Source organism: Coleofasciculus sp. H7-1, assembly GCF_057473865.1.
On sequence record NZ_JBYCCT010000068.1, the window covers coordinates 44,788 to 59,206 of the forward strand.

A 14,419-nucleotide genomic window follows, 5' to 3' on the forward strand; every position below is an offset into this window, starting at 1 on the left:
CGAACTTAAACTATAAGTAATTAAAAATGAATGTTTATCCAACTAAATTTACAACTGCAAAAAACAATTATTTCTGAGCAAAATGCTCTAACAACAATCGGTGAACAAAAATATAACCGCCGCCAACTTTTTGTAACAAAATGCGCTCAGTCGCCCAGTCTAGAAAACGGGCGTAGTTCCAAGGTATGTAACCATTGGAGTAAAGAATGACCCGTAAAGCGAAGTGTTTCACGCAAGCTTCACCCGCTGCAAACATTCCAAAAAATAACCCAATAATTAGCGCCCAAAATAGGGGAATACCTATCACTCCAGCAATGATTCCTAACCCCAAGATCCCTACAATTGCAAAGAACGTTGCATTTCTGGCTGACTGCCAAATCCCTTGATTCGGAACTGTACTGGTTTCGATTCCTGACCCCATCAACCCACGCATCAATATAAAAATTAGCCACGCACCCAGACCACCCCGTAGCCCGGAAATCAAACTATCAGTTAACCCTGCATGGAGATTAACCACTAATCCAGAAACTAGCCCACTACTTAACCCCAAAATCAGCCCAGCAATCAGCCCAACAAATAGCCCAGATTTCAGGTTATCTTTTGCTTTTGCACTAGACCACTTCAACGTTTCAACTGGGTTAACTTGATTACTAATCACTCCAAAAATCAACCCTGCACCCAGAAAACCACAGAGTCCACCAATAAGTCCAACAATTAGTCCAATTTGCAATCCCGCAGCGTGCCCAGAAATTATGCCAGCCCCCAATGCCGCACTCAGTCCAACAAGCAAACCAATGGTAATCGCATACATTCTTTTTTGCCCGTTTGTGGGCAACCAACTAGGCTGAATTCGCTCAATTAAGAATACCGTTTGTGACTTTTGAACTAGCCTTTGTGCCAGCCAACTTAGCCAGTGCATTGCTTGTTCTTTTGAATACTGACTATTCGCACTTCTGCGCTCAAACATTCTTTGAATATATTTATCAAATAAATGTTGGCGGCGTTCTTCTAAATTCAGACCTGGTAAGTCAGTAATTGACATTCCTTGGTAAGCGAGGGTCATAATACTGAGTATTAGCGGAGATTTGGCTAAGTCTTGCAGTGTCGTATCTGCGTGCAGTGTGGTGTTGAGCGCTGCTAGTTCCGTTCCTGTACTTTTTAGATATTGATAAATTTGTTCTAGAGTGAGGGGTTGAATGAAGACTGCACCTTGAAATCGGAGGCGGTTTGATAACAATTCATAATCTTTGATGCGGCTACAAACAACAATTTCAGTTTGCCCGTATTCTTGGCTAAATTGATTAATTGCCTCAACACAATGCTCCCGCCGTTCGGCACTGACTTCATCTAAACCATCTAGTAACAGCAGCAGTTGTTGCTCTCTAATCCAATTGTTGCCAATTTCTTTAGAAACTTGATATTTAGTATTGAGTTCTCGAATCAGCCAGTCAGCAATTTTTTCTTTGGCATTTGTCCAGGCAGAAAGATTAAATACTACTGAAATTGGCTGATTGACATCTTTTTCGGCAAGATTAATGAGATCGCGTGCGAGTTCTAGAAGCGTTGTAGTTTTTCCCGCACCCGGATCGCCTAAAATTAATAAAGTTCGCCCTTCTCCCATTTGATTGAAAAGGTTGATAACTCTGGTATTTTTAGATAAAGTTTGTCTGGGTTGCTCGGCAGTTTCCCACACAATCCCCCAAGGTCGATCGATGGCATCCAAGCGTTTTTCTAAGCCGAGTTCTATCAGGGCTTTGCCATGTAATGAAGTTTCAAGAACGCCTTTTATCCAGTAATTTTTGACCTTATTGATCAATATCTGGCGATGGCGATACTCCTGACGACTGTGGGGGATTCTAGGTTCTGATTTCTCTTGGCTAACAGATGGAAGGGGTAAGGTTGGTGTCTGTGCGAAGTTAATCGTATCTATATCAGATATTGGAAGCTTTTGGGCGTGTGGCAAGGCTTGGTTGTGAGGTTGCAAAGCTGATAGCATGGCTTTGGCATCTGGATAGCGATCGCTCGAATGACATCGCACAGCCTTATCCAAAACCTCTACTAAATTGGGGCTAAATCCTAGGGCATCTGCATCCCACATCATCTCGCCCGTCTGAGGGTTGATATGGAAGTCTTGAGGACGTTTGCCTGTTAGCAGATAAATCGCTGTCAACCCCAGACTGTAAATATCGCTTGCGTAGACAGGTTTACCCGCCGCTTGTTCTGGGGGCATATAACCCAGCGTCCCGACAGCAATCGATTGACTGATGTCGCCTTGGGCATCCACCACCCTATCAATGATTTCCTTGGCGATACCAAAATCGATTAAAACAGGTTTGTCATCCTGTTGTCGCAGAATAATATTGCTCGGTTTGATATCTCGGTGGATAATCCCTTTGGCGTGGATATAATCCAAAACTGGCAAGATACTCGCTAGCATTTCCTTGACTAAATTTTCGCTGAGAAGTCCCTGCTGTTGCAATTTTTGATTCAGGGTGAAACCTTCAATCCACTCCTGAACTAAGTAAAATTGCTCCTGTTCCTCAAAATAGGCGTACAACCGAGGAATTTGTTCGTTCCCTTCACCCAGTTGCTCTAAAATGGCAGCTTCTCGCTGAAATCGCTCGCTTACGAGTTGATAAACTTGGGGGTTGTTGGTGACAGGTTTCAGTTGCTTGATGACACAAATACGACGGGAAGGCATATGGGTGTCTTCCGCCAAAAAGGTTTCGCCAAACCCACCCGTTCCCAACGCCCGAATGATGCGATAGCGGTTATTTAAGAGCGTCGGTGTCATCTAATTTCACGCTGTTACTTGTTGCTGGTTATTCTATACAAGCATCATAGCTGGGAGCGATCGCGTCTACCATAGTTCAAGATACTGCTGGAACTGGCGAAGCAATGTTTTGTAACTTGCAGATTGCTTTCAGAACTTGCAGCAACTCGATTGAAGGTTCAGAGTCAATCAAGTTCAGTGCTGGCAATAGTTGATAAGTTGGGGGAGTACCTTGCTGGAGATACGCAAAACGATAATCCATTCCATTCGTTGTCAGTCCCCAAACCGATTGTTGATGTTCTAGACTTTTATAGGCATAAGCGAGCAATTGAGGTAAACCCTCCAATGCGTTAACACTACTGTTTTTAGCTTCAATCACCAAAATCCAGAAAAGTGTATCTGTTGTTCTTGCTTGAGTTTTATTGACTGCCAAGATATCCATCCGTCCTTTGATGATGGTTTCTTCATCTTCGATGGAAATATCAGCAATACCCTCTTCTAAGGTTATCTTAATACTAGGCTGATAAAATCCAGCCAACCACATCAACCGAGCCACAAATAAAAATTTAACTTGCCCCTCGGAAATTTTCCCTTCTGTGTAGTAATCGCGGAATAAATTGCGGATTTTTAGAACCTCCTGGTGTTCAAATTCTGTTAAAGGTTCCAGCGCTAGTAATGATGTAATTGAGCCATTCAAATGCTCTTCAATTTTTAAAAGACGATGAACATCTCTCAAGGTTAGATTTTTGGCGTCTAGATTAGCAGTCATCGATTTATTGGGAGTTTTTAATAAAAATTATAACTATTATTATATATGGGTTACTGGTAAAGCGATCGCGTTAAATTGTGGAGGGACAAAGATGCGATCGCTCAGTCATAGTATCAACCATCAATAGACATTAGCGATATTCAGGAAGTGGTAGGTGAATAATTTGGTCTTGATACTCATCATTAAAAGACCCCTCAGCAATCAGAATTAACTCATCAATAGTCTGACTAATACTGAGCTTATCATTCAATATCAAAATCCCAGGTACGTGACGATCTTGTGCAATGTGGTCAGCCAAATGTACAGGCATAGATTTGCGGTTATTTGTCACCAATACAAAGTTATGCTCCTCGCACCAGCACAATATTTCCGGGTCTAGCGTGCCTCTAGGGGGAGCGCCAGGATCGCCAACCACCCACATAATTAAGCTGGGATTTTGCCTGATAAATTGACGCTGATAGACTTTATCAACATTTTCATCCAGCAGATATTTCAGACTCATTTACTTTCTTCATTGCCCCTCGTTCAGCTTTTAGTTTCATGAGTTTGACAACAACGGGTGAAGGATTGCGTTGCTGTTCTTCTCGCATTTTATGACCATGTTCTAGCGAATCAGCTATGTAAGCGCTGACTGCTTCTTTATTATGCAAGTAATAAAGAATAGTCGCATAGACCTGCTCTAGTGTGACTGATGGATAACTTTGGGCAATTTCCTCTGGAGTCCGACACCGATGGATGAAATCATAGAGAATAGTTTCAATTCCTACCCGTGTACCTTTCAACCGAATATCATCGGGACGCTGAAAGTCGAAATAATCTTCTAGTTGCATAGCTTACCTGTTTATCTATTTATGAAATGCTCTTACATTTTGGTAAAGTGTTCTCTTAGCAAGTCGTGAATGAAGCGATCGCATCCTCTCACTCCTTACAGAAACTATCGATCTGCGGCATATTTCAATGGATGTCATTCTTCGCGCCGTTCCTTCACTATCGCTCAGGACTCTGCTCAGAATGATAGAGTTACATTTTGGCAAAATCAGATTGCAGCAAGTCATTAGTGAAACGGTAGCGATCGCCTTTTCTTTCTAAAAATCCTTGCTCAGTACAATAATTAAGAAAACGGGCATAATTCCAGGGAATCGCGCCACTTTGCCATAGAACTAGACGCAGTACAAAATGTTGAATGCAAGTCATTCCACCCCAAAACATTCCCAATCCTATTCCAAAGATAGACGCAGCCATCATTACTGAGATTGGTTCTACTGAATGTTGGGTTATTAGCTGAAGCAATACTGTCCCGATTCCACCGAATAACGCACCAATGAAAGTAAAAATTACGGTATTTCTTGCTGATTCCCAAATCAGCTGATTTGGAATAGTTCTAGACTTATTTTCAGAACCACTAAATCCAATGATTAATATGCTAATCAATAGCATAATCAACCCTACAACTAGCCCGCTAACAAATTCTCCAGAATGAACTACTATACTCACTCCAGTACCAAGCCCTGTCCACAAAGCTAAGCCTATCCGCTTTTTAGCTTTTTCCCAAGACCATTTGGTAATCGCTTCCACAGGTTTTATTTCATTACCCAGCCCACTTAGAAGTGCCAAACTTATCACAGCAGTTGCGCCTATTAGGAGTCCAGACATTAGTCCCAACGCTAGTCCAAGCATTAGACCAACCATCAGCCCAAACATCAGACCACCTATTACTAGACCGATTAACAGATAAATCATCCCAATTGTCAGTCCAAGCATCAGCCCCAAACCAATGCGATAGAACCACTTCTGAGCGTTTTTATCTAACCATTTAGGCTGTATTTCTTCAAGTGCAAACTCAGTTTTAGATTCAGCTTGTAGTTTTTGATTTAGCCAGCGCAACCAATACATTGTTTGTTGTTGATCTGGCTGGTTTCCTAGTGTATACATTGTTAGATAAAAGTGAAAAAATAATAGACACAAGCAAGGATACATCCAGAAATTGGCTATTTTAAAAAAATAACTAAATTTCTTTAAAAGTCAAGACATTGGGATGAAATATTTCGCTACACGCTATGAAACGCGCAGTAAATCGTGAATGAAGCGATCGCCACCTCGATCTGGGCATAATCGCACTATACCCAGACAACCAAATTCGCCGCTACTCCCTTCCTCTGCGTTCTCTGCGCCCTCTGCGGTTCGATCATCTTTCATCCACCGATTCCCCGTGCTAACCTGTTGAGAATCATTACACTGATACACTTGTACCTACCTGAACAGCCTAATTGACCAGCGCCTATGGTCTATGTCAAGCGAGTGGAACTCAGTAACTTCAAATCCTTCGGCGGCACCACCTCAATTCCGTTGCTGCCGGGGTTTACCGTGGTTTCTGGCCCCAATGGTTCGGGGAAGTCGAATATCCTTGATGCGCTGCTGTTTTGCCTCGGACTCGCCAGTTCCAAGGGAATGCGGGCGGAACGCTTGCCAGATTTGGTGAATCACAACCAAACCCATCGCGGCACGGTGGAAGCTAGCGTTACGGTGACGTTTGATTTGTCGGATGTACCGGATGCCTTCTCAGAGGAGGAGGAAACGCAGAATGGGCAAGGAGGAAATCTTGACGATCCCCCCCAGCCCCCTCTTAAAAATGGGGATGACGATCCCCCCCTACCCCCCCTTAAAAAGGGAGGGAGAAATGATAACTCAGAATGGAGTGTGACGCGGAAGCTGCGAGTCACTCAGCAAGGCACGTACACGTCGAATTACTACATCAACGGCGCATCCTGCAACCTCACGGAACTTCACGAACAAATGAACCGCCTGCGGATTTATCCAGAAGGCTACAACGTGGTGCTGCAAGGGGATGTCACCGGGATTATTTCTATGAACCCGCGAGAACGGCGGGAAATTATTGATGAATTGGCTGGAGTGGCGACGTTCGATCGGAAAATTGTGCAGGCGAAGGAGACGCTAGATTCAGTTAAGGAACGGGAAGATAGCTGTCGCATTGTGGAGGCGGAACTGGTTGCCCAACGCGATCGCTTATCTCAAGATCGCATCAAAGCTGAAAAATACCAAAAGCTTCGGGCAGAACTTCAGCAGAAAGAACAGTGGGAAGCTGTGCTGAAATGGCGAAGTCTTCAACAACAAGAGCAACGCCTCAAGGAGCAAATCGCAGCAGGCGATCGCACTTCCGTTGAGTTAACCACCCAACTGACTGCCCTCAACGCTCAAATCCAGCAAACAACGGCAGAACTTGACCAACTGAATGCCCGTGTGAAAGCTTTGGGGGAAGAAGAACTCCTAGCTTTGCAATCGGTGCTTGCGACTCAGGAAGCGGAACGGCGTGCGTCTCAACGCCAGCAGCGCGAGTTAGAAACAGCGGCTCAGAATACTACAGCGAGTATAGAACAAGAGGAGCGAAGTTTTCAACAACACCAGCAAACGCTGCAACATCTGAGTGAGGAGAACGATGTAGAGACGCGATCGCTCGCCTCTCTACGCGCCGCACGGGATGAAGCGCAGCAAGTTTTAGAGCAGAGACGGGAAGCCGCCAGCGCGATCGCAGCCGCCTCGGAAGCTTGGGTACAGCAACAAACGCTCTTCAACCGCCAAATCGAAACTTTACTGCAAACCGTTGAACCGCAACGGACAGAGCAAGCGCAACTGAGAGAACGTTATGCCAACTTGGGGCGGCAAATTGAGGAGCAAAGCCAGCTTTTACAAACAATTGAGCCAGATAATACCACAAAACAGTCTCGATTGGCTGATTTTGAAATACAACTCAATGATTATGCCCAAGAAATCGCATCCTTAGAGCAATCTCTGGCAGCCGCCGAACACGAACTGCAAATCCAGCAAGAGACTCAGAAGCGACTGCTGCAAGAGCAACGGGACAAACAGCGCCAACTGGATAAACTCGAAGCTCAAGCCCAAGCCGAGCAAGAAGCGCAAGGCACCTTCGCCACCAAAGTGATTCTGCAATCTGGATTACCCGGCGTTTGCGGCTTAGTTGCCCAGCTAGGGCGCGTGGAACCCCGCTATCAGCTGGCACTGGAAACCGCTGCTGGTGGGCGTCTGGGAAATCTGGTGGTAGAAGATGATGGCGTGGCAGCGGCAGGAATCGAACTGCTGAAACAAAAACGGGCAGGGCGGATCACCTTCTTACCCCTGAATAAAATTCAGCCGCCGCGATTTTCCCAAACCGTAGCCCTGAGTTATGCCAATGGATTTATTGACTATGCGGTGAATTTGATTGACTGTGAGGCTCGGTATCGGGATATCTTCGCCTACGTCTTCGGCAGCACCGTTATCTTTGAAACGCTCAATGATGCGCGTCGTCACTTGGGGCAGCATCGGATCGTCACCCTGGATGGGGAACTGTTGGAAAGCAGCGGTGCGATGACGGGTGGCAGTAGCAATCAACGTTCCGGGCTGCATTTTGGGACGGCTGACGCGGCAGAATCAGCGGAAGCAGCAGCGTTAAGAAATCGCTTGCAAGAGATTGAGCGAATTTTAGAGCGTTGTGGTGAGATTATCAATTCTCTGACCGCAAAAGCAAAGCATCTGAGTCAAGAATTGACGGAGGCGAAGGCGAAACGGCGGGAACAAGAACTGCAATGCGAACAGTTGCACAAAGAAATTAAGAATTTAATTGCCCAAGCGGAACAAGCGCGATCGCTTCTTTCTAAAAATACCCAAGAATTTAACACCGCTGAGTCTCGCTTAGCCTCTCTCGATGCCGAATTACCGGCGCAGGAAGCACAACTGCAACAATTGCGGCAAGCTTTAGCAGAATTAGAACAATCCCAAACTTCTAGCGAATGGCAACAAATTCAGGCGACGATTAAAACCGGCGAACAACAGCTGCAAGAACGGGAAAAAGCGCTTCGTGTTGCCGAGCAAAGATTAAAAGATTTGGAAAATCAGCAACAGCGATCGCAAGAAAAAATCCAAGAATCTCAACAGCGCTTGCAAGAGTATCGCACACAACAGATAGAGCAACAAAATCAGTTAACAGCACTCAGCACTCAGCACTTAGCACTCAGCACTCAAATTGCCCAAACGCAAGCTGCATTAAAACAGCAAGAAGAGAGATTAGGGGAAATTAAACAACAACGCGATCGCTCAGAACAAGAACTGCGATCGCGTCATCTTTCCCAACAGCAGCTGGAATGGCAACTGCAAAAACTCCAAGAAACCCAACAACAGCACCGGGAAGCCTTAGCCACCGTGCAACCGCAGCTAGAAGCACAACAGGCGGAATTACCCGATCCGGTACCAGAAGTGCCAATGCTTGTCAATCCTGGTTCTACTGAGACAGAAGCGATCGCCTTTGACTCGTTAACGGCTCAACTCGAACAATTGCAAAAAGAAATGCGCGCGATCGCCAAACGCCTGCAAGCAATGGAACCCGTCAATATGCTGGCGTTAGAAGAATACGAACGTACCACCACACGATTGGAGGAACTCACTCAGAAAGTAGCAACATTAGAAGCAGAACGCACCGAATTGTTATTGCGAATTGAAAATTTCACCACCCTCCGAAGCCGCGCCTTCCAAGAAGCCTTCGACGCAGTCAATCAAAACTTTCAGTCAATATTTGCCGAACTTTCCGATGGCGATGGTTACTTACAACTCGACGATTCTGAAGATCCTTTCGCCGGAGGTTTAAACCTCGTTGCACACCCCAAAGGCAAACCCGTACAGCGGCTTGCTTCCATGTCCGGCGGCGAAAAATCCCTCACCGCCCTGAGTTTCATCTTTGCCCTGCAACACTACCGTCCCTCGCCATTCTATGCTTTTGATGAAGTCGATATGTTTTTGGATGGGGCAAACGTAGAGCGATTAGCTAGAATGATTAAACAACAAGCGATGCAGGCGCAGTTTATTGTTGTGAGTCTCCGACGCCCTATGATTGAGTCATCTGAACGCACGATCGGCGTCACTCAGGCGCGAGGAGCTTACACCCAAGTTTTGGGACTAAAATTGCAGTCTCAAAAAGAGTCTGTATGATTTGAATTAGTATGAGTAACTAATAGGATTCGAGATCGGGATTCGGCCTCCAATGACATCTGAACAAATCCGTCAACGCTCCGACATTTTAAATACCCAAGTCATCACCCGCGACACTGGTAAGCGCGTGGGTGTTGTCAAGGAGCTATTGGTAGACATCGATCAGCGCAAGGTTGTAGCGCTCGGTTTGCGAGACAACCTGCTCTCGATTGCTGGAATGCCCCGGTATATGCTCCTCAATAGCATCCGTCAGATGGGCGATGTGATCTTGGTTGAAGATGACAATGTTATTGAAGATATCGACATTGATGCCTACAGCACCCTGATCAACAGCGAAGTGATTACGGAAACGGGCGAACTTCTAGGGAGAGTCCGGAGTTTCAAGTTCGATCCTGACAGTGGCAAAGTTTACTCATTGATCGTGGCATCTTTGGGGCTACCGCAAATTCCCGACCAGGTGATTAGCACCTATGAGCTGCCGATTGAGGAAATTGTCAGCAGTGGTCCGAATAGATTAATTGTATTTGAAGGCTCCGAAGAGCGTCTGGTTCAGCTAACGGTGGGCGTTTTGGAGCGTCTGGGCATTGGCAGAGCGCCTTGGGATCGGGAAGATGAGGAAGCTTACTTCCAGCCGACGGTGGCATCGGACAAGCAGCTGGGAACTGGCATCCCCGTTCGCACCCCGACAGTAACGCCAATTCGCACTTCTACCCCTGTCGTTGAAAACCGCTGGGATGAGGACGAGTGGGACGAACCAGAACCAGAGCCAATTCGCAAGCGCCAAGCCGAATCCATTTATTACGAAGAAGACGACGAAGAGGATAACTGGAGCGAGGCGACAACCGAAACGCGGGGCGTTCGCTATGAAGATCGACCTGATGCGGAATCTGAGCCATACGACGACGAGGAGTACGAAGAAGACGAATACGAAGAGAAAGATGTTTGGGACGATGCCGAGGAGCCAGAGCCTTACAAAGCACCCCGCCTAAACATTCCTGAAAAAACCAAAGCGCCAGAGTACGAAGACGGCACCTATTAAGTTTAACCCCACCCCTCCCCCTACCCGTTCACGGGGAGGAGTTCAATCTTCCCCCCTCTCGGTTTACGGAGAGGGGTTGGGGGTGAGGTTCCGAGTTGTATGCACTCAAGTGAAAACCGCCATAGATCGCATCCGTCCCACCGATGCTTCTAAGACAAGAAGCATCGGGTGGGATTTTACATTGGGGAAAATTGCACATCGCCTCAAAATGTCTCCCAGCGTCTTCACTTTCCTCGCCGCCAGACAAGCCAAGCGATTCCCAGTCCGAGAATTACGAACAAAGCGATCATCGCGCTAGCGGATTTGAAGCTGTTTGCGCTAGCCGAAGCTAAGCTATTGGCAGGAACTTGCTCCTGACTAGATGGCTGGCTAGATTGACTGGCTTTTGGTACCGCCGTCCCTGCTGCCACAGTAACAGGAAATTTCAGCTCAAACGGCTGGAAATTCGCTCCCGATGCGGGTGTTCCACTGAGTTGTAGCTGATAAGTCCCCGGCTTGGGGAAGACAATCTCGGCACCCGGAATGCCTTGATAGCTTTCTGTTGAAATGCCTTTGAGCGGGGGTGAAAAGACGGGTGAGGCGTTTGGGGTGCGGGGTTCAGAGTAGACGGTTAACTGGCAATTACACTGCTGCAAGGGGATGACTTGACCCCCTTGGCGAGTGAGTGCAAACCAGGTAAGAGAAGCTTCTCCAGCTTTGGGGTTGTCATTGGGTTCGATGTGCAGGGTGCCGCCCACATCTTCGGCAATCTGCACCTTATGGGCAGCAGCGGGTGTAACCAGTAGTGTCAGGAATAACACCGTTTCACCGATTGTCTGCAACAAATACCCGCGATTCCCCCAACCCTTCTGATTAAGATACGGTTGGTCAATTTGTAAGGAGTTTGACCCCTCCCTAACTCCTCCTCGACTGTGTAGAGACGCGATTAATCGCGTCTCTACGTTTTCTCCCTTCCCTGCGAGGGGATCTACCGTGTACACACATCTTTGGTTAAGTGGCAAAACGTTGATCGATCCCCCTAAATCCCCCTTAAAAAAGGGGACTTTGACTTGATTTCCCCCCTTTTTTCTAGCGTTAGCGAAGCCATGCGCTAACGCGCTATAGCGGCGCGTTAGCGCGGGGGTTGGGGGGATCAAAACGGGACTGGCAAGTTCAAAAAGACTTGTGTGTACACCGTAGGCGAGGGAAGGGGATTGCGGGATTAGGTTTTTAAAATCCGCCAACGGTATCTTATCCACGGGGGATCTTCTGAGACTTTTACCGAGACTGGGGAGGAGGGACATATAATTTTTCAAGTGAAAACAGTGACCAAATCCAGCGAACTCGCACCAGTAATACACCCAACGCCACCATTCCCACTAGCACAACAGCAAGCTGATTCGCCCAAGTCCCCTCTAAAGTACCGAGGTAATGGGAACCGATTAGCACCGCATGAATCACACACAGGAGAAACGCTGGAATGCCCAGCAGATGAAGCTGTCGCCAGCGTTTGCCTAAAGATTTCTGTATCCGGTCAAAACTGGTGATTGCCGCTGGAGTCATTAATGCCAATGCGATCGCTCCCGCGCCCATCCCCCATTGATGCACCGGCAACATAAAAAACACCGCGTTGAAATTCCAGTTCAGCGTATGCTCTACCATATGTAAGGTGTGGGCAAGGGACAACACATAAGCTCCCACTCCCAAGGCGCGGCGGTAATGTAACAATTGTGACCAGAAGCGGCTAATCGGGCGGGCAATCAGCGCCAGCATCAAACAAAGTAACGCCGCGTGTCCCGTGTAATCTACCATTGTGTCGCCGGTTCGCATCAGGGTGAGGATGCCAATGGTCAGCGTTACCCAACCGCCCAACCGAAACAACTGGCTGCGTTTGTCAGCACTTAATTTAGATGCCGACACTCCGACGCCCAGCATCATCGGCAGCGTTCCCAGCCCAAAAGCGAGCATAGTTGCTGCCCCCATCCAGAGATTGCCAGTTTCCGCTGCCTTGAGTTGAGCCGCATACAAGAATCCGCAGGGAATTAAACCCCAAACCAGCCCTAATAAAGCCGGTGTTAAGGAGGGGCGATCGCTTGCGGATGCCATTCTTGGCGGCGGCTGGCTCGATTTCAGCGACAACTTGACCATTGCGGCGCTCAGACGATTGTGCCAGATGCCTTCCTTGAGGGGATGTAAAATCGGGAACCGAGGCAAGAAATCTGGTTTAATCTGCGCCAAGCCAAACCAGATCAGCATCAGTCCGGTGAAAATAGCGATCGCGCGTCGCAAGTCACTCCCGATCCCCGCCAGCTGCCCTCCGGCAATTAATAGAGAACCCAGCGCCCCCAGTCCAACACCCGTCAGGGTATAACTGACGATCCGCCCCAAATTTAATAGCCCGTGAAAATATAGTTGTTGCTGCCAGCTAGGGGCGGTATTTTGCTGATGGGAAAGGGAAAACGCTACGGTGAGAGGGCCACACATTCCCACACAGTGACCAAAACTCCCCAAAAATCCCAGAGCCATAACTAGCAACAAATCCAACATTGTGTTTGTTTATTAGAAACCTCGAAGAGCGGCTGGTTCGGTCGAAAGCTGGAATCGACCCAACTCCCTCAGTCGTTATTCTAGGTCTGGAAGGGGGACGGCGATAAACAAACCGTAATTTTAGGTAGAAACATGAGGAAATGGATAGTCTCGGTGTTAGCACTGGTAGCGATCGCCGTCGTCGTCAGCAGCCATGAATTCTTCCAGCAGCGATCGCAGCCAGTCATCGAAAGCCGGGTAGAAAGCACTCCAGCACCTCCAGTCCAGCATTTCGACGTGGCAGTGGCGTCTGAGAAACCCGTCAACGCCCCGAATGTAGACGGAAAGCGGCTGATGGCGCACGTCAAAGCATTAAACTTTCAGCGCTACACCAAGACAGAACGCGATCGCACCCGCAAATATCTCACCCAATCTCTCAAAAAATTGGGTTGGTCGCCCAAATTACAACCCTTCGAGGGCGGCGTCAACGTCGTTGCGACTCGCCAAGGCACCGACAAGAAAGCAGGCACCGTTCTCATCGCAGCCCATTACGACACCGTTCTCGGTTCTCCTGGTGCCGATGACAATGCCAGCGGCGTTGCCGTAATTCTGGAAATGGCTCGTCTTTTCGGTTCCCGCCCCACTCCCCGGACGTTACAATTGGCATTCTTTGACCAAGAGGAATTGGGACTCCGGGGCAGTCTTGCCTTTGCAGCAAAGCAGACGAATTTAGATAACCTGCGCGGCGTCATCGTCATGGATATGGTGGGCTATGCTTGCTACACCCCCGGCTGCCAGAAACTTCCCTCTGGTTTGCCCATCACTCCACCCACCGATAAAGGCGACTTTCTGGCGGTCGTCGGCGACACAGAACACTTGCCACTGCTAGACGCTTTTAAAAAGTCCGCTCAACCCGGCTTACCTGCCGTTCTCACCCTACCCGTACCTTTAAAAGGCATCATGACCCCCGATGTGTTGCGTAGCGATCATGCGCCGTTCTGGTATCGGGGAGTGGGTGCAGTACTGTTGACCGATACGGCGAATCTGCGTACCCCTCACTACCATCAGCCCAGCGATACGCCCACCACTCTGGATCGACCGTTCTTTCAAGGAGTCGCCCAGATCGTTGCGATCGCCACAACTCAACTGTTGGAGAGCGATCGCCTGGAATCCGATCCATCCACCTCCTCACAATCATCTGGCTACAATTTTCGGCAATAACTGGCAATTTTGTCCAAGATTATTGACATTCTTTTCATCTTGTGCTAAAGATGGATGCTTTAACAAACTCGTCAGTGATACTCTAGAGAAATCCCCGGCTTTTTCCCTAGTTTTT

11 protein-coding genes are annotated in these 14,419 nt (G+C 47.8%); 3 read left to right on the plus strand and 8 right to left on the minus strand.

Going from position 1 to position 14,419, the window contains the following annotated elements; genetic code table 11:
- Positions 1–67 precede the first annotated feature (67 nt).
- From AC2VDX_RS18705 to AC2VDX_RS18730, 6 genes are all read right to left on the minus strand, one after another.
- Positions 68–2,794 carry a protein kinase domain-containing protein gene (locus AC2VDX_RS18705; protein ID WP_378176812.1) on the minus strand — a complete coding sequence of 909 codons (2,727 nt, stop codon included), beginning with the start codon at positions 2,792–2,794 and terminating at the stop codon, positions 68–70.
- A 76-nt stretch (positions 2,795–2,870) separates the two neighbouring features.
- Positions 2,871–3,542, minus strand: a complete 672-nt coding sequence (locus tag AC2VDX_RS18710; RefSeq protein ID WP_378176815.1) for a restriction endonuclease subunit R — start codon at positions 3,540–3,542, stop codon at positions 2,871–2,873.
- Between the two features lie 130 nt (positions 3,543–3,672).
- Positions 3,673–4,044, minus strand: coding sequence for a hypothetical protein (locus AC2VDX_RS18715; protein WP_378176817.1), 372 nt, complete (start codon positions 4,042–4,044; stop codon positions 3,673–3,675).
- Positions 4,019–4,372: a DUF433 domain-containing protein gene (locus AC2VDX_RS18720; RefSeq protein ID WP_378176819.1), complete on the minus strand. Its 354-nt coding sequence runs from the start codon at positions 4,370–4,372 to the stop codon at positions 4,019–4,021. The genes AC2VDX_RS18715 and AC2VDX_RS18720 overlap by 26 nt, the downstream gene beginning before the upstream one ends.
- A gap of 190 nt (positions 4,373–4,562) precedes the next feature.
- Entirely contained in the window at positions 4,563–5,474 is a 912-nt protein-coding gene (locus AC2VDX_RS18725; RefSeq protein ID WP_378176821.1) for a hypothetical protein, read from the minus strand.
- A 123-nt stretch (positions 5,475–5,597) separates the two neighbouring features.
- Positions 5,598–5,738: a hypothetical protein gene (locus AC2VDX_RS18730; protein WP_378176823.1), complete on the minus strand. Its 141-nt coding sequence runs from the start codon at positions 5,736–5,738 to the stop codon at positions 5,598–5,600.
- 84 nt (positions 5,739–5,822) lie between these two features.
- Between AC2VDX_RS18730 and smc the strand changes: the two genes are divergently transcribed.
- The gene (gene smc, locus AC2VDX_RS18735) at positions 5,823–9,539 is read left to right on the plus strand and encodes a chromosome segregation protein SMC (protein ID WP_378176825.1); all 3,717 of its coding nucleotides are present in this window, start codon (positions 5,823–5,825) and stop codon (positions 9,537–9,539) included.
- Positions 9,540–9,591: 52 nt separating this feature from the next.
- A complete protein-coding gene (locus tag AC2VDX_RS18740; RefSeq protein WP_378176827.1) occupies positions 9,592–10,578 on the plus strand; it encodes a PRC-barrel domain-containing protein in 987 nt (328 codons plus the stop codon).
- 224 nt (positions 10,579–10,802) lie between these two features.
- On the opposite strand, the gene AC2VDX_RS18745 is transcribed toward AC2VDX_RS18740, so the two are convergent.
- Positions 10,803–11,558, minus strand: a complete 756-nt coding sequence (locus AC2VDX_RS18745; RefSeq protein ID WP_378176829.1) for a hypothetical protein — start codon at positions 11,556–11,558, stop codon at positions 10,803–10,805.
- A 277-nt stretch (positions 11,559–11,835) separates the two neighbouring features.
- Positions 11,836–13,104: an urease accessory protein UreH domain-containing protein gene (locus AC2VDX_RS18750; RefSeq protein ID WP_378176831.1), complete on the minus strand. Its 1,269-nt coding sequence runs from the start codon at positions 13,102–13,104 to the stop codon at positions 11,836–11,838.
- 132 nt (positions 13,105–13,236) lie between these two features.
- Here AC2VDX_RS18750 and AC2VDX_RS18755 point away from each other — a divergent pair, with 132 nt between their 5' ends.
- Positions 13,237–14,304 (plus strand): M28 family peptidase, encoded by a 1,068-nt coding sequence (locus AC2VDX_RS18755; protein WP_378176833.1) that lies wholly within the window; start codon positions 13,237–13,239, stop codon positions 14,302–14,304.
- The last annotated feature ends 115 nt before the right edge of the window (positions 14,305–14,419 follow it).

Coding starts and splice junctions, on each gene's coding strand:
- AC2VDX_RS18705 (WP_378176812.1), bottom strand. CDS start 2,794: ATGACACCGACGCTCTTAAATAACCGCTATCGCATCATTCGGGCGTTG.
- AC2VDX_RS18710 (WP_378176815.1), bottom strand. CDS start 3,542: ATGACTGCTAATCTAGACGCCAAAAATCTAACCTTGAGAGATGTTCAT.
- AC2VDX_RS18715 (WP_378176817.1), bottom strand. CDS start 4,044: ATGAGTCTGAAATATCTGCTGGATGAAAATGTTGATAAAGTCTATCAG.
- AC2VDX_RS18720 (WP_378176819.1), bottom strand. CDS start 4,372: ATGCAACTAGAAGATTATTTCGACTTTCAGCGTCCCGATGATATTCGG.
- AC2VDX_RS18725 (WP_378176821.1), bottom strand. CDS start 5,474: ATGTATACACTAGGAAACCAGCCAGATCAACAACAAACAATGTATTGG.
- AC2VDX_RS18730 (WP_378176823.1), bottom strand. CDS start 5,738: ATGAAAGATGATCGAACCGCAGAGGGCGCAGAGAACGCAGAGGAAGGG.
- smc (WP_378176825.1), top strand. CDS start 5,823: ATGGTCTATGTCAAGCGAGTGGAACTCAGTAACTTCAAATCCTTCGGC.
- AC2VDX_RS18740 (WP_378176827.1), top strand. CDS start 9,592: ATGACATCTGAACAAATCCGTCAACGCTCCGACATTTTAAATACCCAA.
- AC2VDX_RS18750 (WP_378176831.1), bottom strand. CDS start 13,104: ATGTTGGATTTGTTGCTAGTTATGGCTCTGGGATTTTTGGGGAGTTTT.
- AC2VDX_RS18755 (WP_378176833.1), top strand. CDS start 13,237: ATGAGGAAATGGATAGTCTCGGTGTTAGCACTGGTAGCGATCGCCGTC.